The sequence below is a fragment of the Xanthomonas protegens genome (assembly GCF_038442435.1).
Lineage (GTDB): Bacteria > Pseudomonadota > Gammaproteobacteria > Xanthomonadales > Xanthomonadaceae > Xanthomonas_A > Xanthomonas_A sontii.
Window position 1 is genome coordinate 383,277 of the sequence record NZ_JAQJCQ010000001.1, and the last position, 18,906, is coordinate 402,182.

16 protein-coding genes and 1 tRNA gene are annotated in these 18,906 nt (G+C 68.0%); all 17 read right to left on the reverse strand.

What is annotated here, in order from left to right:
• Positions 1-48: 48 nt before the first annotated feature.
• The 17 genes from PIQ37_RS01655 to thrS all read right to left on the reverse strand — a co-directional run bounded on the left by PIQ37_RS01655 (position 49) and on the right by thrS (position 18,742).
• A complete protein-coding gene (locus tag PIQ37_RS01655) occupies positions 49-1,551 on the reverse strand; it encodes a lipopolysaccharide biosynthesis protein (RefSeq protein WP_017910242.1) in 1,503 nt (500 codons plus the stop codon).
• The gene (locus PIQ37_RS01660) at positions 1,548-2,597 is read right to left on the reverse strand and encodes a glycosyltransferase (RefSeq protein WP_342072113.1); all 1,050 of its coding nucleotides are present in this window, start codon (positions 2,595-2,597) and stop codon (positions 1,548-1,550) included. Before PIQ37_RS01660 ends, PIQ37_RS01655 begins: the two co-directional genes overlap by 4 nt.
• The gene (locus tag PIQ37_RS01665; RefSeq protein WP_342072114.1) at positions 2,594-3,727 is read right to left on the reverse strand and encodes a glycosyltransferase family 4 protein; all 1,134 of its coding nucleotides are present in this window, start codon (positions 3,725-3,727) and stop codon (positions 2,594-2,596) included. The genes PIQ37_RS01660 and PIQ37_RS01665 overlap by 4 nt, the downstream gene beginning before the upstream one ends.
• Positions 3,728-3,770: 43 nt before the next feature.
• Positions 3,771-4,868: an acyltransferase family protein gene (locus tag PIQ37_RS01670; protein ID WP_342072115.1), complete on the reverse strand. Its 1,098-nt coding sequence runs from the start codon at positions 4,866-4,868 to the stop codon at positions 3,771-3,773.
• Positions 4,865-6,136: a polysaccharide biosynthesis protein GumE gene (locus tag PIQ37_RS01675; protein WP_407136365.1), complete on the reverse strand. Its 1,272-nt coding sequence runs from the start codon at positions 6,134-6,136 to the stop codon at positions 4,865-4,867. The genes PIQ37_RS01670 and PIQ37_RS01675 overlap by 4 nt, the downstream gene beginning before the upstream one ends.
• 175 nt (positions 6,137-6,311) lie before the next feature.
• Complete coding sequence (locus PIQ37_RS01680) at positions 6,312-7,772, reverse strand: undecaprenyl-phosphate glucose phosphotransferase (RefSeq protein WP_017916111.1); 1,461 nt, start codon at positions 7,770-7,772, stop codon at positions 6,312-6,314.
• Between the two features lie 309 nt (positions 7,773-8,081).
• Positions 8,082-9,518 carry a GumC family protein gene (locus tag PIQ37_RS01685; RefSeq protein ID WP_342072116.1) on the reverse strand — a complete coding sequence of 479 codons (1,437 nt, stop codon included), beginning with the start codon at positions 9,516-9,518 and terminating at the stop codon, positions 8,082-8,084.
• Positions 9,515-10,204 carry a polysaccharide biosynthesis/export family protein gene (locus PIQ37_RS01690; RefSeq protein WP_342072117.1) on the reverse strand — a complete coding sequence of 230 codons (690 nt, stop codon included), beginning with the start codon at positions 10,202-10,204 and terminating at the stop codon, positions 9,515-9,517. The genes PIQ37_RS01685 and PIQ37_RS01690 overlap by 4 nt, the downstream gene beginning before the upstream one ends.
• A 570-nt stretch (positions 10,205-10,774) precedes the next feature.
• Positions 10,775-10,851 (reverse strand) — tRNA-Pro (locus PIQ37_RS01695).
• A gap of 103 nt (positions 10,852-10,954) precedes the next feature.
• Entirely contained in the window at positions 10,955-11,311 is a 357-nt protein-coding gene (locus PIQ37_RS01700; RefSeq protein ID WP_009597860.1) for a MerR family transcriptional regulator, read from the reverse strand.
• Complete coding sequence (locus tag PIQ37_RS01705; RefSeq protein WP_003466661.1) at positions 11,292-11,591, reverse strand: integration host factor subunit alpha; 300 nt, start codon at positions 11,589-11,591, stop codon at positions 11,292-11,294. Before PIQ37_RS01705 ends, PIQ37_RS01700 begins: the two co-directional genes overlap by 20 nt.
• Positions 11,592-11,614: 23 nt before the next feature.
• Positions 11,615-13,993, reverse strand: coding sequence for a phenylalanine--tRNA ligase subunit beta (gene pheT / locus PIQ37_RS01710; protein WP_342072118.1), 2,379 nt, complete (start codon positions 13,991-13,993; stop codon positions 11,615-11,617).
• Positions 13,994-14,115: 122 nt separating this feature from the next.
• Positions 14,116-15,111, reverse strand: a complete 996-nt coding sequence (pheS, locus tag PIQ37_RS01715; protein ID WP_010342858.1) for a phenylalanine--tRNA ligase subunit alpha — start codon at positions 15,109-15,111, stop codon at positions 14,116-14,118.
• 202 nt (positions 15,112-15,313) lie between these two features.
• Positions 15,314-15,673 (reverse strand): 50S ribosomal protein L20, encoded by a 360-nt coding sequence (rplT, locus tag PIQ37_RS01720; RefSeq protein WP_010342859.1) that lies wholly within the window; start codon positions 15,671-15,673, stop codon positions 15,314-15,316.
• Between the two features lie 10 nt (positions 15,674-15,683).
• Positions 15,684-15,881, reverse strand: coding sequence for a 50S ribosomal protein L35 (gene rpmI, locus PIQ37_RS01725; protein ID WP_010342861.1), 198 nt, complete (start codon positions 15,879-15,881; stop codon positions 15,684-15,686).
• Positions 15,882-16,249: 368 nt separating this feature from the next.
• Positions 16,250-16,789: a translation initiation factor IF-3 gene (gene infC, locus PIQ37_RS01730; protein ID WP_081613216.1), complete on the reverse strand. Its 540-nt coding sequence runs from the start codon at positions 16,787-16,789 to the stop codon at positions 16,250-16,252.
• A gap of 48 nt (positions 16,790-16,837) precedes the next feature.
• Positions 16,838-18,742, reverse strand: a complete 1,905-nt coding sequence (gene thrS, locus PIQ37_RS01735) for a threonine--tRNA ligase (RefSeq protein ID WP_017911219.1) — start codon at positions 18,740-18,742, stop codon at positions 16,838-16,840.
• Between the last annotated feature and the right edge of the window lie 164 nt (positions 18,743-18,906).

Sequence of the window (18,906 nt, forward strand, 5' to 3'; positions counted from 1 at the left end):
TCGCTCCTAGGCGGATGGAAGGGAAAGAAAGACGCGGCAGTCCGGCGTTCATCGCGGTCCCCGCGCCTGGCGCAGCAGCGTGCGCATCTGCAGGATCGCCAGCACGTCGCGGCGGAACGCCGGCCACAGCGCGAACACCAGCAGGCAGCCCAGCGCCATCGCCACCGCGCCGACGATCAGTTGCAGCCACAACGACGCGCCACCCCACTGCTGTGCGGCGAAGTACGCGGCAACGCCGCAGACGCCGTAGCCGAGCACCGCGCGCAGGGCGTTGTTGAACAACTCCCAGGCCGGGATCTGCGGCGCGATGCGCGCGATCCAGATCACCGACAGCGGCCACATCACCAGCAAGCCCAGCGTGTAGCCCACGGTCACGCCCATCACGCCCCACAGCGAGCCGGCGAAGATGCAGGCGATCAGCATCACCCGCCCCACCACCGAGTACACCAGCTGCTGGCGCATCAGGCCCAGCGCCAGGAACACCCAGTACGTGGCGTAGGAGGCGGTCTGGAAGATGCCGCCGAGCGTCAGTACCTGGAACAGCGGCACCGCCGGCCGCCACTGTTCGCCGAGCACCAGCACGATCAACGGCATCGCCAGCGCGCAGGCGAAGGAGAACAGCGCGACGATCAGGTGCACCATCACCGTCTGCCCGCGCAGCAGGAAGTTGCCGAAGCGCGGCGGATCGTCCTGCAGCTGCGACAGCACCGGCAAGGCCACCGAGGTCGCCGGCGCGTTGATCTGGTTCAGCGGCATCATCAGCAGCTGGAACGCGCGGTTGTACAGGCCCAGCGCCTCGGCGCCGATGCGGTGGCCGATGATCACCTGGCCGACGTTGCGGCTGGCATAGCCGAGCAACTGCGCCGCCATCAGGTTCCAACCGAAGCTCAGGAAGGTGCGCATCGGCGCATCGCGCCGGTAGCCGCGCGGCAGCCAGCGCGCACAGGCGCCGGCGATCAACAAATTGACCAGCGCCTGCACCACCTGTTGCCAGACCAGCGCCCAGTAGCCGTAGCCGGCCAGGGCCACGCCGACGCCGGCCAGCAGGCCCAGCACCTGCGCGCCGACATCGCTCAGCGAGACCTGGCCGAAGCGCAGCGCGCGGCTCAGGTGCGCGCGGTATTGCGTGGTCATGCCGTTGAACAGGAAGGTCACCGCCAGCGCCTGCGAGATGCCGAGCAAGGCCGGCTCGCGGTAGAAGTGCGCGATCCACGACGAGGACAGGAACACTACGATCGCCAACGCCAGGCCGATGCCGCTGTTGATCCAGAACAGGTTGTCGCGCTGTTCGCGGCTGACGTGCTTGGCCTGGATCGCCGCCGAGGACAGGCCGAAGTCGCGCAGGATCTCGGCCATGCCGACGATCGCCGTCACCATCGCCATCAGGCCGTAGTCGTAGGGCGTCAGCAGCCGCGCCAACAGAATGATGCCGCCGAACTGCACCACCATTTTGGCCAGCTGCCCGGCCATGGTCACCGCCGCGCCGCCTGCCGCGCGCGCGCCCAGCCCGGGTTGCGGCGCCGCCGGCCGCGGGGTCTCGGCGCTGCTCATGCGCCCTCCCCGCGGCGCGCGGTCAGCGCCTGCAGATAGCTGCGGTAGTGCTGCAGGCCGATGCCGTTCCAGTCGCGCCGCGACAGGTCCGGCACGGCGTCGGCCGGCAACTGCTGCGCCTGCGCCAGGGCCTGCGCCAGTTGCGCCGCATCCAGCTCGCCCCGGTACAACTGCACCCACTGCGCGCCGACCTCGTCGGCGATGGCCGCATTGGCCTCGCTCCACGGCGCCAGCACCGGGCGCGCCAGCGACAGCGCCAGCAGCAAGGTGCCGGAGTTGTGCATCTGCCGGTACGGCAGCACCACCAGTTCGGCCTCGCAGACCTCCTGCGCCAGCACCGCGTCCTCCACGTACTGCAGGCGCGCGCTGATCCGCGGATCCTCGGCGCAGGCGCGCTCGACCACACCGCGGATCTGCGCATCGATCGGATTGCCGGCGATGCGCAGGCTGAGTTGCGGATCGGGCAGCGCGCCGAACGTCGCGATCAGCGTCTCCACGCCCTTGTACGGGCGCAGCAGCCCGAAGTGCAGCAGGCGCCCGGGAACGCGCGGCGGTTGCGGCAGCGGCGCGTACCAGTCGCGGTAATGGCCGTGCAGGATGGTGTCGGTGGCCGGCGCGCGTTCGGGCGTGGTCGCGTTGATGCGGATCCAGCGCGCGGTCTGACGGTCGATCCAGCGCAGCAACAGGCGTTCGCGCCAGCCCTTGTCCTCGTGCGGCGCCACGTTGTGCAGGGTGCGCACCAGCGGCACCCCGGCAAGGCGCAGCCGCAGCAGCAGAACGGCGACACAGAGCTGCTTGGCGAGGGTGCCGAGCGCGGTGCGATGCCGCAGCAGGTACTCCGGCCAGTGCAGGTGCAGCACGTCGTAGCGCGACAGCAGCGCCGCGCGCATCGAGAAGAAGCGCAGCTGCACCTGCGGCGGCAGCGCCGCATAGAGCTGGGTCAGGTAGGGATTGGTGGTCGCGGTCGGGCGCTCGGTGGACAGCAGCACGGTGACCGCCGGCGCGGCCTGCTGCGACGTACCGTGGCGCTGGCTCTCGCCGCTCATCGTCCGCCCTCCGCGCCGCCCAGCGCCAGGCGGTATTCGTCCAGATAGGCGCCGACCACGCGGTCCCAGTCGTAGCGATGCGCGTAGGCCATCGCCGCCGCGCGCTGCGCGGCGAAGTCCGCATCGGTGGCGGCGGCGAAGGCGCGCACCGTGGCCGCGGCCGCCTGCGCATCGGCCGGGTCGACCAGCACGCCCTGCCCCGACTCGCGGTGCAGGCGCGCGAACGGCGGGATGTCGCTGAGGATCGGCAGCAGCCCCGCGCTCATCGCTTCCACCGCGGCCAGGCCGAACCCCTCGTGCCGCGACAGGCACACGAAGTACTGCGCGCTGCCGAGCAACTGCGCCAGTTGCGCCTGGGTCGGCGCCACCTGCAGGCGTACCCGCTGCTGCAGGCCGCGCTCGGCGATCGCCTGCTGCAGGTCGGCCACGCTGAAGTCGTACTCGCGCCCGGCCACGATCAATTGCCAGGCCGGATCCTGCGCGGCCAGCGCGCGCAAAAGGTCCAACGTCTCCAGCAGGCCCTTGTTGACAGACCAGCGCCCGAAGTAGATCAACGTGCGCCCCGGCACGGCACTGCCCTGCCCGGCGAACTTGTCCACGTCCACCCCGTTCTCGATCACCCGCAGCCGCCGCGGCGCGACCACCTGCGAGAACAGTTGGCCGTCGTTCTCGCTGGTCGCCACCACCCGCGCGTAGGCGAGTGCCGAGGCCCGGGTGAGGGTCTTGAACCAGAGCATCTTCAGGCGCGAGGCATAGGTCGTATGGAAAAAGCCGCCATGGGTGGACACGATCATCGGCACACGGTGCAGCGGCCGGGTCAGGGCCAGGAAGTCGTAGAAGAAGTCGATGCCATGCACGTGCAGCAGATCGGCGCCGCGCACCGCCGCCAGCACCGACGGCGCCAGCGGATAGCGCGAGGAGCCGCGGTACGGCAAGCGCACGATCGGCACGCCCTGGTGGCTGTCGCGCGGCGCCAGGCGCTGCTGCGGATCGGTGAACACCCGGTCCAGGCTCACCACCTCGACCTGGTCGCGGCCCTGCTGCAGATGGCGGCGCGCGATGTTCAGCACCACCTCCTCCATGCCGCCCACCGACGGATGGAACTGGCGCACCACATGCACCACCTTCATGCCCGGCCTCCATCGCGCCCGTGCGCGGCCCGCAGCGCCGCCGTCATGCCGTCGCTCCCGCGACCGCACTGCGACGCACGCCGATCATCCACGGCGCGATCCGTACCAGCACCACGCGGATCGGCACGCTGATCAGTACCGCCAGCACGCTCACCGACACCGCCCAGGCCGGTCCCCAGGCATCGCCGCGGACCAGGCCGGTGCGGGCGGCGACGCCGGCCATCACCGAGAACAGCAAGGTGTGCGTGCACAGGATCAGCAAGGTGTTGCGCCCGATCCACTGCAGCCAGGCCCAGTGCCGCACCAGCCCGGCGACGCACAAGGCCATGGCGCTGCCGAGCAGGCTGGCGGCGAGGAACCCCAGCGGGGAATCGCCGAACTTGAGCATGTTCACGTCCACGCGGCCGTTGTGCCAGGCGATCGCGAACCAGACCGCGCCCAGCAGCACCGCCGCCAGCGCATTGCCGGCCGGCCGTGCCGGCCACCACTGCGCCCGCGTCGCGGCGAGCGCGCCGATCGCGAAGAAGCACAACGCCACCGGCAGCACGTCCAGCGAGAACGGCAGGCGCATGTCCTGCCCCGGAAACCAGCAGGCCCAGCCCCACGCGAGCGGCAGCGACAGCGCGGCCAGGGCCGGCACCGACAGCGTCCGCCGCAGCGCCAGATAGACCAGCGTGGTCACGAACAGCGCGGGCAAGAACCATAGCGCAGGCATCACGTAGAGCTTGGGCCCGATGCCGCTGACCAGGCCCAGCAGCGGCTCCCACCACGGCCGGTCGCCCCACAGTTGCGCCTTGCTGCCGATATGCCGGGTCAGCATCCAGTACGCGTAGGCGACGAAGAAGAACGCCACGTACGGCAGCAGCAGGCTGCGCGCCAGCTTGCCGACCGTGGCCAGGGTCAGCGGGCGGTTGCCGAAGGCCTCGCCGACCCAGCCCGACAACAGGAAGAACATCGGCACGTGGAAGCTGTAGGCGAGGATCACGTAGGCGTGCGGAATGCCCTTGGCATGCCCGAACACCACCAGCAGGATCGCGATCGCCTTGGCCGCATCGATGCGCATGTCGCGCGGCGCGCTCGCTCGCGCGCTGCGGCCCTGCGCGGGCACGGATGCGGAGACGGCCGTGGCGGGCGCACTCATGCCGGCACCGCCGGGATGCGGGGAGCCGGCGCCGCAGACACTGCGGCTGACTCGCGCAGGCGCGGCGCCATCTGCCACAGGCAGCCGCACACGAACCACCACAGCGCCGCGGTCTTGATCGAGAAGTAGCCGTTGGAAACCAGCAGGCTCAGCGAGAAGGCGAAGATCAGCAGGTTCTTGAACAACTGCCCTTCGATGGTGCGCATCAGCATCGCGAACGAGTACGCCAGCAGGAACGCCAGCACCAGCAGCACCGACTGCGAGGAGATGAAGTAGGCGATGCCGCTGTCGAAGTAGCGGTACGGCTGGTCCACGTCCAGCCCCATCCACGCATCGGCGCTCATCCTGCGGATCGAATCGACGGTGAAGAACACTCGTCCCAGCGTGGTGTCCTCATAGCTCTGGATGCCGGAGGCCCACACCAGCAGCCACGCCCCGCCCATCACCGCGAAGAAGATCAAGAAGCCCAGGCGCTGGTCCATGCGCAGCAGCAGCGGACTCAGCAGCGCCATCATCACGCAGGTACCGGCGGCCAGGCGCCCGTCCGAGGCCACGATCAGGAAGCCGATCATCGCCACCGAGGCGACGATCGCCAACGGCCGCATCCAGCGCCAGAACGTCAGCAGGATCGCGGTGAAGAAGATGATGAAGTTGCCCATCGTCACCGGCTCGATGAATACCGAGGAGGCGCGCGGCAGGTTCGAGGACGGCAGGAAGTTGCGCGCGCCCGGGCGTGTCGCACTGACGAACAGGTTGCTGTCCTGGTTCCAGAAGCTCGACGCGCTGGCGCCGCGCGCGTTGACGAAATAGCTCTTGGGGTTGACCACGTCGCCATAGACCTTGGGCAGCGCCAGTTCGAACACCGCCACCAGCGACACCAGCAGCGCCATGCGCACGAACGTGCGCGGCAGCGAGCCGGTGTAGGCCGCGCCCAGCAGCAGGAAGGCGAACGGGATCAGCGCATCGCGGAAGAACTTCGGATCCAGCGTCCACGCCATGAACAGGCGCACCAGCATCAGCAGCGCCAGCAGCGCGATGCCGGTGAACACCATCGCCATGCGCTTGCGGTCCAGCGCGCGCAGGCCGAGCAGGAAGCAGGCGGCGTACACCGCCAGTTCCACCGCGTAGGTCATCGCCGGGCTGACCCGGAACACCTTGGCGTTGATCACCGCCAGCACGAAGTTGTAGCCGACCGCGAACAGCAGCACCAGCTCGATCAGCAGGTTGCGGCGCTGCTCGCGCAGCGGCATGTCCGGCACGCTCAGCATGCGCACCTCGCTGCGGCGGCGCGCTGCACGCCAACGCGTCGATACGCTGCCGTCATTTGCGGCAGCAACGTGTCGCGCGCCACGCCGTTCGGCGCAGGCAGGACGGGAACGACGGCGACGCGGAAGCGACGCCGGCGCTGTTCACGGTCGGCGGGAAGAAGACGCATCGGGCGCATCAGTAGGCGGTCTTCTGCCCAAGCACCTTGAACGCGGTCAGCACGATGATCCGCGTGTCCAGCCACAACGACCAGCGGCGGATGTAGTCCAGGTCGTACTGGATGCGCTTCTTCATCGTGCGCAGTTCCGGCGTCTCGCCGCGGAAGCCGTTGACCTGCGCCCAGCCGGTAATGCCCGGTTTGACGTAGTGCCGCTGCATGTAATGGTGGATCAGCTTCTCGTAGTGGGTGTTGTGCTGCGCCGCGTGCGGACGCGGCCCCACCACCGACATGCTGCCGCCGAGCACGTTGAACAGCTGCGGCAGCTCGTCCAGGCTGGTGCGGCGCAGGAACGCGCCGAAGCGGGTCACCCGGCTGTCGCCGCGCGTGGCCTGCACCACCACGTCGCTGGGCTCCTGCTGCACACGCATGGAGCGGAACTTGTACATGTAGAACTCGCGCCCGCCCAGGCCATGGCGGCGCTGGCGGAAGAACACCGGGCCCGGCGAGCTCAGCTTCACGCCCACCGCGATCGCCAGCATCAGCGGCCACAGCACGGCCAGCGCGGCCAGCGCCACCAGCTTGTCCTGCAGCGCCTTGGCGACCACGAAGTAGGTGTTGCGGTCCACACCGCCCTGGCGCAGGTTGATCACCGGCACGTTGCCGATCTGGTCGCCGGACTGGTTGAGCATGCCGAAGTCGAACAGGTCCGGGATCAGCCTGACCTGGATCGGATAGCGGTCCATGCGCTGCAGCAGCTGCTTGATGTGGTCGCGCTCGCCCAGCGGCAGCGAGATCCACACCTGCTCGACCTGGTGGTCGTCGAGGTAGTCGATCAGCGCGTCGGCGGTGCCCTCGCCCAGGCACTGCAGCTTCTGCGGATGATCGGCCACCGACAGGTCGTAGTCGCTGCTGAAGTAGCCCACCACCTGCATGCCCACCCAGGGATTGCGGCTCAGGTAGTTGTGGATCTTCACCACCGGATGGCGCAGGCCGACCACGACCACGCGCTGCACGTCCACGCCTTCCGAGCGCAGCCGGTTGAGTACGCCACGCACCAGCGTGCGCGAGAGCAGCAGCGTTCCCAGGCTGGTGACGAACCAGGTGCCGATCCACAGGCGCGAGACCTGCTGGCCGAACTGCACCACGAAGGCATGCATGGCGAACAGGGCGAACACGCCGCCACAGGCCAGGCTCAACACCATCATCTCGCGCAGCAGGCCACGCCCGCGCCAGCTGCGGTACAGCGGGAACAACGCGAAGCAGATCACCGCGTACAGCAGGGTGGTGCCGATCGCCACCCGGTAGGCCGGTTCCGGCATCCAGGTGCCGAACAGCAACCGGTGGGTGAGCAACGCGCCGCCGACCATGACGGTCAGGTCGGACACGCGCAACAGGATGTCTGCCGCGGCCGCGTACTTGGACAACATGCGCGGCGAGGAGGTCGTATAGGTGGCGCTACTCAGGTCTGCCAAAAGCATGATCGGGATTCCTATCCAAACCCGGTCGGTCGGCATGCGGGGGAACATGCGACGCCGCCGGGCCTCGATTTCGCCTGCCTGTGGACCGCTGCGGCGCCTCCCTCGCCGACCCCAGGTCCACGGCAGCCCGTGATTACTTCAACAGAACAACGTCTTCGTACAACCGCGCTGGAAAATAATGGAGCACCTCATTGCCTAGCTGAACCACGTATCACCTCACTGAAGACTGTGCGTCGAACCGATGCCGTTGTGTGCGGTGCGGCACGCACCCGCGTCTCGCGCGGTGCGGCGCGCCATGACACCGCGACATCACGCCGATGCCGCCGCCGCGGCTTCGGCCTCGCGGATGAAGTAGCGCACCAGCGCCACCGCCACCGCCAGGAACAGGCCGAACACGAAGGCCAGCGCCAGGCCGAGCAGCTTCTTCGGCGAGCTCGGCTTGCCCGGCACATCGGCGCGGTCGACGATCGAAATGTTGTTGGTGCCCACGTTGCCGACCACGCCGATCTCCTTGTAGCGCTGCAGCAGCGCGTCGTAGAGCTGGCGGTTGGTATCGGCCTCGCGGCGCAGCATGGTGTAGCGGATGCTGCGGGTCTGCAGGTCCAGTTCGTCGTTCTTCAGGGCCGCGATGCGGTCGCTGAGCAGGGTCTCCTGCTGCCGCGCCGCCTCGTAGTCGTTCTTCAGCGCGCTGCGGATATTGGCGATCTCGTTGGCGATCTGCCGCTTGGTCTCGGCGATCTGGTTCTGCAGGCGCTGCATTTCCGGGTAGCCGGGCTGGAACGTGGCCAGCTTCTGCTGGTAGTCGGCGGTCAGCTTGGCCTGTTCGGTGCGCAGGCTCTGGATCAATGGACTGCTGACCACCTGCGGCAGGCCCATGCCGTCGCCGATGCCGGCCTGGCGCCAGGCCGCCTCGGCCTTGATCCGCGCATCCTGCGCCGCGGCCAGGCGCACATTCAGCTCGCTCATGTTCTGCGTCGGCAGGGAAGGCTTGTCCTCGCCCATCGACACGATCTGTTCCTGGCTGGAATAGTCGACCGCGTTCTTCTCCGACTCCTCGACCTTGTCGCGCAGTTGCGCCAGGCGTTCGGACAGGTAGCGCGCGGCGAACGAGGACGCCTGCAGCCGGCGTTCCTGGGTCGAGGCGATGAACATCTTGGCGTAGGTGTTGGCCACCCGCGTGGCCAGCACGCGGTCGGGCGAATCGAAGTTGATCCGCACCAGGCGCGAGTCGCGGACCGGCTCGATGGTCAAGGCATCCAGCACCGGGCCGACCAGCGCGTTCTCCGCCGCGGCAGCGCGTGCCTGCGGCGTCGGCGCACGCCCGTCGCCGTTGTCCTGCAGCTTCTCCAGGGCTTCGTCGACCAGCGGCTTGAACGCCGGCGCCTCGGTCAGCTTGGCCTCGCGGATCACCTGCCGCGCCAGCGAACGACTGCCGAGCAGTTCGTACTGGGTCTGGTAGAAGTCGCGATCCTGCGGCGATTCCACCGGCATCAGGTTGGCGACGTTGGCGACGTTGAGTGATTCGCGCTCGATCTGCAGCACGCTGGTGGCGCGGTACTTGGGGGTCATCAGCAGGATGACCAGCAACGCCAGCAGGACGACTGCCCCGGTGATGCCGACGATCAGCCAACGCTGCCGGTACAGCGCATTCCAGTAATCCAGCAGTCCGATGTCGGCCGGGCTTAGCGGGGCACCCACAGGACGCGGGCGCGGCGCGGAAGCGGGAGGCAAGGTGGAGGCGCTCATCGGTAGGCCCTCCAGACCATCACGAACGGGGTCAGCTGCACCACGGTGCGCAGCAATACCAGCGCATCGGAGCGGTACACCACCACGATGTCGCCGCCGTAGATCGCCGGATCGGGCGCGGCGCCCTTCTGGATATCGCGCAGATCGAAACGCGCCAGCATCTTCTGCCCGCCGACGGTGCGGAACACCACCACGTTGCCGCGGCTGGCCACGTCGCTGACGCCCTTGCCCAGCGACAGCGCCTGCTGCAAGGTCAAGGCGGAGCCCTGGATGGGATAGATGCCCGGCTCGCTGACGGCGCCGGTGACCGTGACCCGGTTGCCGGTGAACTCGTCGACCAGCACCGACACCTGCGGGTTCTGCAGATAGCCGTTGCGGTAGCGGTCGGCGATCTCCTTCTGCAGCGCATTGACGCTGGAGCCGGCGGCCTTCACGTCGCCGATCAGCGGCAACGAGATGCGGCCCTCGTTGTCGACCCGCACCTGGCGCTCCAGATCGTCGACCTGGAACACCTTGACCGTGAGCAGGTCGCCGGGGCCGAGCAGGTACTCCGGCTTGCCCATGGAGGCAGCCAGCGGATCGCCCGGCGGCAGGTCCGACCGCATCGCCGGCCCACTGCAGGCCGACAGCAGCGCCAGACAGGAAAGGGCCAGCGCCCAGTGGAAGGTCACGGAAAGTTTACCCATGCGCGATGCTGATGCCCTCTGTCGATTGGTTTTCGAAGCGCCGCACTCCCCCAGCCGGCCAGGGTTCCGTTCCCGGTCGGAGGATGATTACGGTGTCAATTCCTGCCTGGGACGAACGGCCCTGGCCAACAGCGAAGCTTCGTGTTGCAACGCACTATGGCACAGCCATCTGCCGTCACCAAGGCGTTACCCGACATTTTTTTGACGCAGTAACGCGAGGGTTCAACTACATGTCCAGCGATTCAGCGTAGCAAGGACCCGTGAACGTTCCATCGACGCGATGTTAACGTGATCAATGTCAACGCATTGACGCTGCGTAGCTCTCAGTTCCCATGGGGCTTTCCGCTCTGGCGGGGCGACGACGACGTCGCGGGACAGCGCAATCCCGCGCATTTTGTCTACGGCGACGCGCCAGCCTCCCTGTGCCGATACAGATCGCCATACATCGAGATACCGACACGCGTTGGCATCCCGGCGGGCGGCCCATTCCCGACATCGGCCATACGTGCGCCGCCGATCCAACGCCCCCAAACAAAAAGGCCCATGTCGCAGACATGGGCCTTCGAAAGATGGTCGGGGTAGCCGGATTCGAACCGACGACCACTAGTCCCCCAGACTAGTGCGCTACCAGGCTGCGCTATACCCCGGTGTGTTGCGTCTCCGCCGTCATGGCGGACCCGCCTTGCGGCGAGCTGGCGATTATAGCGGGTTTGCCGCGGCCATTCCTAGCGGCAGCAGCGCCGCCGTGGCTCACCGCCGCAGCAACTGCAGGACTTCTTCCAGCTCCTGCCGCACCTGCTTGATGATCTGATTGCTCAGCGCCGATTCCTGGCGGGCACCCTCGCCTTCCAGGCGCAGGCGTGCGCCGCCGATGGTATAGCCCTGTTCGTACAGCAGGCTGCGGATCTGCCGCACCATCAGCACGTCGTGGCGCTGGTAGTAGCGCCGGTTGCCGCGCCGCTTGACCGGTTCCAGGCTGGGGAATTCGGTCTCCCAGTAGCGCAGCACGTGCGGTTTGACGTCGCACAGCTCGCTGACCTCACCGATGGTGAAGTAGCGCTTGGCCGGAATCGGCGGAAGTTCGCGGTTACTGCCCGGGTCCAGCATAAGCCTCCACTCGCTCCTTGAGCTTCTGTCCGGGGCGGAAGGTCACCACCGTCCGCGCCGAAATCGGGATCTCTTCGCCGGTCTTGGGATTGCGGCCGGGCCGTTGGTTCTTGCGGCGCAGGTCGAAGTTGCCGAAACCGGACAGCTTCACCTGCCGCCCCTGCTCGAGCGCATCGCGCAGCACGTCGAAGAACGCATCGACGAATTCCTTGGCCTCGCGCTTGTTCAGCCCGACTTCGTCGAACAACCGCTCGGCCATTTCCGCTTTGGTCAACGCCATCGCCCTGCTATCCCCTGTCCTTCTCAACCACGCATCCGCGCGTCGTGTTCCCGCGCCAGCGCGGCCACCGCATCGGCGACCACCGCCTCCACGTCGCGGTCTGTCAGAGTGCGCGTGTTGTCCTGCAAAATCAAGCCCATAGCGAGACTCTTGCAACCAGCCTCGACCCCCGCGCCGACGTAGCGGTCGAACAGCACGACCTCGCGCAGCAAGGGCCCCACCGCCGCGCGCACGCTGCGCGCCAGCGCCGCCCAACTCACCGCGTCCGGCACCACGAAGGCCAGGTCGCGACGCACCGATGGGAACCGCGACAGCTCGGCGGCGCGCGGCAGGACACGCGCGGCCAGCGGCGCCAGGTCCAGCTCGAACGCCAACACATCGACGTCGATCTGCATCGCCTGCAGCAGCCGCGGGTGCAGTTGGCCGATCCAGCCGATCCGCACGTCGTCGCGATAGACGTCGGCCGAACGGGCCGGGTGCGCGAACGGATGCGTCGACGCCCGGTAATCCAGGCGTGCGCCGGAGGCCGCGGCCAAGGCGTCCAGGTCGCCCTTGAGGTCGTGGAAATCGACCTTGCGCGCCGGCAGGCCCCATTGCAGGGCGTCGGCATCGCCGCACACCGCCGCCGCCACCCGCTGGGTTTCGGTCGGCGCGGCGCCGGCTTCCGCCGCCGCGGCGAACACCTTGCCCAGCTCGAACAGGCGCACGCGCCCGGCCTGGCGCGCGGCGTTGCGGCCCAGCGCGGCGACCAGCCCCGGCAGCAGCGACGGACGCATCACCGCCAGTTCGGCGCTGAGCGGATTGGCCAGGGCCACGCGCCCGTCGTGCAGGCCCCACTGGTCCAGCAGCGCGGCATCGACGAAGGCGTAGTTGATGGTTTCCAGCAGGTCGCGCGCCAGCAACTGGCGGCGCACGCTGCGCTCGTCCAGTTGGGTCTCGCTGTCCATGGCGATGCGCGTGGCGCCGCCCGGCAAGGTGGTCGGCAGGCGGTCGTACCCGTGGATGCGGGCCAGTTCCTCGATCAGGTCCTCTTCGATGGCGATGTCGAAGCGGCGGCTCGGCGCGGTGACCTGCCAGCCATCGGCCGAGGCGACCACGTCCATGCCCAGCGCGCGCAGGATGCGCTCGACGTCGGCGTCGGCGATCTCGATGCCGAGCACGCGCAGGATGCGCGCGCGGCGCAGCGCGATCGGTGCCGGTGCCGGCAGGAATTCGGGCAAGGCGGCCTCGACCACCGGACCGGCGCGCCCGCCGGCCAGCTCCAGCACCAGCCGCGTCGCCAGCTCCAGCGCCTGTCGCGGCAATGCCGGATCCACGCCACGCTCGAAACGGTGGCCGGCATCGGTGTGCAGGCCGAGCTTGCGCCCGCGGCCCATGATCGCGGCCGGGGCGAAATGCGCCGCCTCCAGGAACACGTGCCGGGTGGTCTCGGTGACGCGGGTGGCGTGGCCGCCCATCAGCCCGGCCAGCGCCACCGGCCGATCGGCATCGGTGATCAGCAGGAACGCCGGATCCAGCGCGGCCTCGCGGCCATCGAGCAGGGTCAGGGTCTCGCCGGCGCGCGCGTGGCGCACGCCGACCGGGCCCTGCAACGTGTCGAGGTCGAACGCATGCATCGGCTGGCCCAGTTCCAGCATCACGTACTGGGTGATGTCCACCAGCAGCGACAGCGGACGCACGCCGCTGCGGCGCAGGCGCTCGGCCATCCACAGCGGCGTCTTCGCCGCCGGATCCAGGTCCTCGACCACGCGACCGCAGTAACGCGGCGCGTCGGCGCCCGCGTCCAGCGCGACGGTCAGCGTGCGCTCGCTGCTCACCGCGGCCGGCGTCACCGCCAGCGGCAGCACGTCGCTGCCGCAGGCCGCGGCGACGTCGTAGGCGATGCCGCGTACGCCGAAGCAGTCGGCACGGTTGGGCGTGAGCTTGATCTCGATGCTGGCGTCGGGCAGGCCGAGATACTCGATCAGCGCCTGGCCGATCGGCGCATCGTCGGGCAGTTCGAACAGGCCGGACGCGTCGCTGTCCAGGCCCAGCTCCTTGGCCGAGCACAGCATGCCGTTGGACGCGACCCCGCGCAGCTTGGCCGGTTTGATCGCGATGCCGCCGACCTGGGCGCCCACCAGCGCCAGCGGCGCGACCAGGCCCGCGCGCGCATTGGGCGCACCGCAGACGATCTGCAGCAGTTCGCCCTGCCCGGCATCGACCCGGCACACCTGCAACCGGTCGGCCTCGGGATGCGGCGCGGCCTCGACGATCCGCGCCACCACCACCTGCTGCAGGCCGTCGCCGAGCGGCACGACCTCCTCGACCTCCAGGCCGATGGCGGTCAGGGTCGCGGTGAGCTGCTCACGCGTGGCCTGGGTCGGGACGTGGCTGCGCAGCCAGTTTTCGCTGAATTTCATTGGGGAGCCGGGATTGGGGATTCGGGAGTGGGGATTCGCAGGAGCGGTTACGCGTGGGACCGGAAGATTGGAAGGGAACTCGCTTCAACGAATCCCCAATCCCCACTCCCGAATCCCCGCCCTCAAGCAAACTGCCGCAGGAACCGCACGTCGTTCTCGAAGAAGGCGCGCAGGTCGTTGACGCCGTAGCGCAGCATCGCGAAGCGCTCCACGCCCATGCCGAAGGCGAAGCCGGTGTAGCGTTCCGGGTCGATGCCGACGTTGCGCAGCACGTTCGGGTGCACCATGCCGCAGCCGAGCACTTCCAGCCAGCGGGTGCTGCCGTCGGGCTGCTGCCAGGCGATGTCGACCTCGGCGCCGGGCTCGACGAAGGGGAAATAGCTGGGGCGGAAGCGCATCTGGAAATCGCGCTCGAAGAACGCGCGCACGAACTCGGCCAGGGTGCCCTTGAGATCGGCGAAGGTCGCGTGCTCGTCGACCAGCAGGCCTTCGACCTGATGGAACATCGGCGAGTGGGTCTGGTCGCTGTCGCTGCGGTAGACCTTGCCGGCGGCGATCATGCGCAGCGGCGGCGCATGCTCGCCCATGTAGCGCACCTGCACGCCCGAGGTGTGGGTGCGCAGCAGGCGGCCGTCGCCGAAATAGAAGGTGTCGTGCATCGCCCGCGCCGGATGGTGCGGCGGGAAGTTCAGCGCCTCGAAGTTGTGCCAGTCGTCCTCGATCTCGGGGCCGTCGGACAGTTCGTAGCCCAGCCGCGCGAAGATCTCGGTGATGCGCTCCAGGGTGCGGGTGACCGGATGCAGCCCGCCGCGTTCGCCGCGCCGCCCTGGCAGGGTCACGTCGATGCGCTCGGCGGCCAGGCGTGCGTCCAGCGCCGCGGTTTCCAGCAGCGTGCGGCGCTCGGCCAGCGCGGCGGACACCGTGTCGCGCGCGCGGTTGATCGCCTCGCCGGCCAGCTTGCGCTGCTCCGGCGCCAGCGCGCCGAGCTGCTTGAGCTGGGCGGTGATGCTGCCGCTCTTGCCGAGCAGCGCGACCCGCAGTTGCTCCAGCGCCTCCGGACTCTGCGCCGCGGCGATGTCCGCCAGCGCCTGCCCGCTCAGGGAATCGATCTCACTCATTGCACTCGCGCCTCACTGCTCCGGCCGAACCCGTGGCCACCGTGTCCCGCCGATGCGGAACCTCCCTACCCGGCAGGCGCCCCGTCGCCGGGACGCCCAAAACGCAAAAGGGGAAGGACTTGCGCCCTTCCCCTGCATGCCTGCGATTGCTCCCGCCGAACCCCGCACTTGTACGCGCGGGTTCCTGCGGGGATTCGCAAACTTATGCCGCCAGCGCGCCCTTCGCCTTCTCCGCCAGGGCGGCAAAGCCCTGCGCGTCGTGCACGGCGATGTCCGCCAGCACCTTGCGGTCGAGGGTGATGCCGGCCTTGAGCAGGCCGTTCATGAAACGGCTGTAGCTCATGCCGTTGATGCGGGCCGCCGCATTGATGCGGGTGATCCACAGCGAACGGAAATTGCGCTTCTTCTGCTTGCGGCCGATGTAGGCGTACTGCTGTGCCTTGATCACCGCCTGCTTGGCGACGCGGAAGACCTTGCGACGGGCGTTGTAGTAGCCCTTGGCGAGGTTCAGAACTTTCTTGTGACGACGGCGCGCCTGGACGCCACGCTTGACTCGAGCCATGGTTCAGTCCTCAGAGGTAGGGAAGCATACGGTCCAGACGGCCTGCGTCCTCGGCACGGACGTGGTTCGTCTGCCGCAGGTTGCGCTTCCGCTTGGTCGCTTTCTTGGTGAGGATGTGGCTACGGTTGGCGTGGCCGGCCTTGTACTTGCCGGAGGCGGTCTTGCGGAAACGCTTGGCCGCCGCCCGGTTGGTCTTGATCTTGGGCATTGCAATGTCCTTGATGGTGTTTTGTCACTGGTCAGGGCGGTGGCTGCGCCACACTTTCCGTCCGTGCCCTTACCTGCTTGTAAGCCCTTGATCCACTGAGGATCCGGGCGGGTCCTATTGCCGCGCGAGCGGCAAACCCGATGAACTGGGCCGCGCATTATGCCAGGGCTTGGAATGCCTTGCAAATCATGCAGTTCGACGGGCGCTTGCGCGCCGGGATTCGGGATCGCGCAGGCTGGGCGGCGCACGGGCACGCCGCAACGGCGCAGCCGCGCTACACCCGGAACGTCAAGAAGAAGCTGGCCACAGAGACCGGAGAACCGCGCGCCTGCCGTTGGCGGGGCGCGATCCCGTGCTGCGGCGGCGGATCAGCGCTTCTTCGGCGCGATCATCATCACCATCTGCCGGCCTTCCAGGCGCGGACGCGATTCGATGACGATGTCCTCGCCCAGATCGGCCTCGATCCGCGCGGCCATTTCGCGACCGAGCTCCTGATGGCTCATCTCGCGGCCGCGGAAGCGGATGTTGACCTTGACCTTGTCGCCTTCCTCGATGAAGCGGCGCATGTTGCGCAGCTTGATCTGGTAATCGCCTTCGTCCGTGACCGGACGGAACTTGATTTCCTTGATCTCGACCTGCTTGGTCTTCTTCTTGGCTTCGTTGGCCTTTTTCTGCTGCTCGAACTTGAACTTGCCGAAGTCCATGATCTTGCAGACCGGCGGATCCGCCTGCGGCTGGATCTCGACCAGGTCGAGCCCGTCCTCTTCGGCCAGCGCCAGCGCTTCGTCGCGGGTCAACACGCCGACCATCTCGCCGTCCGCGCCGATCACGCGCACGCGCGGCACGCGGATCTCTTGGTTCTTGCGGTTCTGTTTGTTGTCAGGGGTACTGATGTTGCAATCTCCCAGGGGAATCGGACTGGTGCGGACGGAGGCTCCGCCCGCACCAGGGTGGTGTCACGCCAACTGCTCGGCGCGCAGCCGTTCGGCGAAGGCGGCGACCGACATGGTGCCCAGATCCTCCCCCGATCGCGTACGGACCGCAATCGCGCCGTTTTCCGTCTCGCGGTCGCCCGCGACCAACAGGTACGGCACCCGCTGCAGCGTGTGTTCGCGAATCTTATAACCGATTTTTTCGTTCCGCAAATCGGCCTCGATGCGGAAGCCTTGATTTGCAAGGAGTTTCCGCACGTTGTCTACATAGTCTGCCTGCGCGTCCGTGATGTTCATGACCACGGCCTGCACCGGCGCCAGCCAGGCCGGGAACATGCCGGCGTGGTGCTCGATCAGGATGCCGATGAACCGCTCCATCGAACCGACGATGGCCCGGTGCAGCATCACCGGATGCTTCTTCTGGCTGTGCTCGTCCACGTACTCGGCACCGAGGCGGCCGGGCATCATGAAATCCACCTGCATGGTGCCGAGCTGCCAGGTGCGGCCGATCGCGTCCTTCAGGTGGTACTCGATCTTCGGGCCGTAGAAGGCGCCCTCGCCCGGCAGTTCCTGCCACTCCACCCCGCAGGCACCGAGCGCGGCGCGCAGCGCGGCCTCGGCCTTGTCCCAGGTGGCGTCGTCGCCGAGGCGCTTTTCCGGGCGCAGGGCGATCTTGATCTGGATGTCGTCGAAACCGAAGTCGCCGTACACCTTCAGCGCCTGCTGGTGAAAGGCGGTGACCTCGGCCTCGATCTGCTGCTCGGTGCAGAAGATGTGGCCGTCGTCCTGGGTGAAGCCGCGCACGCGCAGGATGCCGTGCAGCGCGCCGGACGGCTCGTTGCGATGGCAGGCGCCGAACTCGCCGTAGCGGATCGGCAGGTCTCGGTAGCTGTGCAGGCCCTGGTTGAACACCTGCACGTGGCCGGGGCAGTTCATCGGCTTGACCGCGTAGGTGCGCTTCTCCGACTCGGTGAAGAACATGTTGTCCTGGTAGTTGTCCCAGTGGCCGGACTTCTGCCACAGCGACACGTCCAGGATCTGCGGGCAGCGCACCTCGCCGTAGCCGCTGTCGCGGTAGACCTTGCGCATGTACTGCTCGACCACCTGCCAGATCGACCAGCCCTTGGGGTGCCAGAACACCAGGCCCGGGCCCTCTTCCTGCAGGTGGAACAGGTCCTGCTGCTTGCCGATCTTGCGGTGGTCGCGCTTGTCGGCTTCCTCCATGCGCAGGATGTAGGCCTCGAGCTGCTTCTTGTCGGCCCAGGCGGTGCCGTAGATGCGCTGCAGTTGCTCGTTCTTGGCGTCGCCGCGCCAGTAGGCGCCGGAGATGCGGGTCAGCTTGAAGGCCTTGAGGAAGCGCGTGTTCGGCACGTGCGGGCCGCGGCACATGTCCACGTATTCCTGGTGGTAGTACAGGCCCATCGCGGTGACGTCGTCGGGCATGTCCTCGATCAAGCGCAGCTTGTAGTCCTCGCCGCGCTGCTTGAACAGCTCGATCACCTCGGCGCGCGGGGTGACCTTCTTGATCACGTCGTAGTCCTGCGCGATCAGCTCCTGCATGCGCTTCTCGATCGCCGCCATGTCCTCGGGGGTGAACGGGCGCTCGCTGTAGATGTCGTAGTAGAAGCCTTCGGCGATGACCGGGCCGATCACCATCTTGACCTCGGGATACAGCTGCTTGACCGCGTGGCCGACCAGGTGCGCGCAGGAGTGGCGGATGATCTCCACGCCCTCGGCATCCTTGGCGGTGATTAGGCGCAGGCTGGCGTCGTGGTCGATGAGGTCGCAGGCATCGACCAGGCGGCCGTCGACCTGGCCGGCGATGGTCGCCTTGGCCAGGCCTGGTCCGATGGACTGGGCCACGTCCATGGGGCTGACGGGGTGTTCGAATTCGCGGCGGCTGCCGTCGGGGAGCGTAATCGTGATCATGGGAGTCGGCGGAAAGGGAAACGGGGGGACGGCGTCCGCGCCACTTCGGCGGCAGGCCAGCCTGGGCGCGGGACAGAAAGAAGGCGCCACAAGGGCGCCTGCTCGGACAGCCTTGGGCGGGAACTCAAGCGAGGGCGGTGGTAGTGCTCATGTCGCACGCTCGG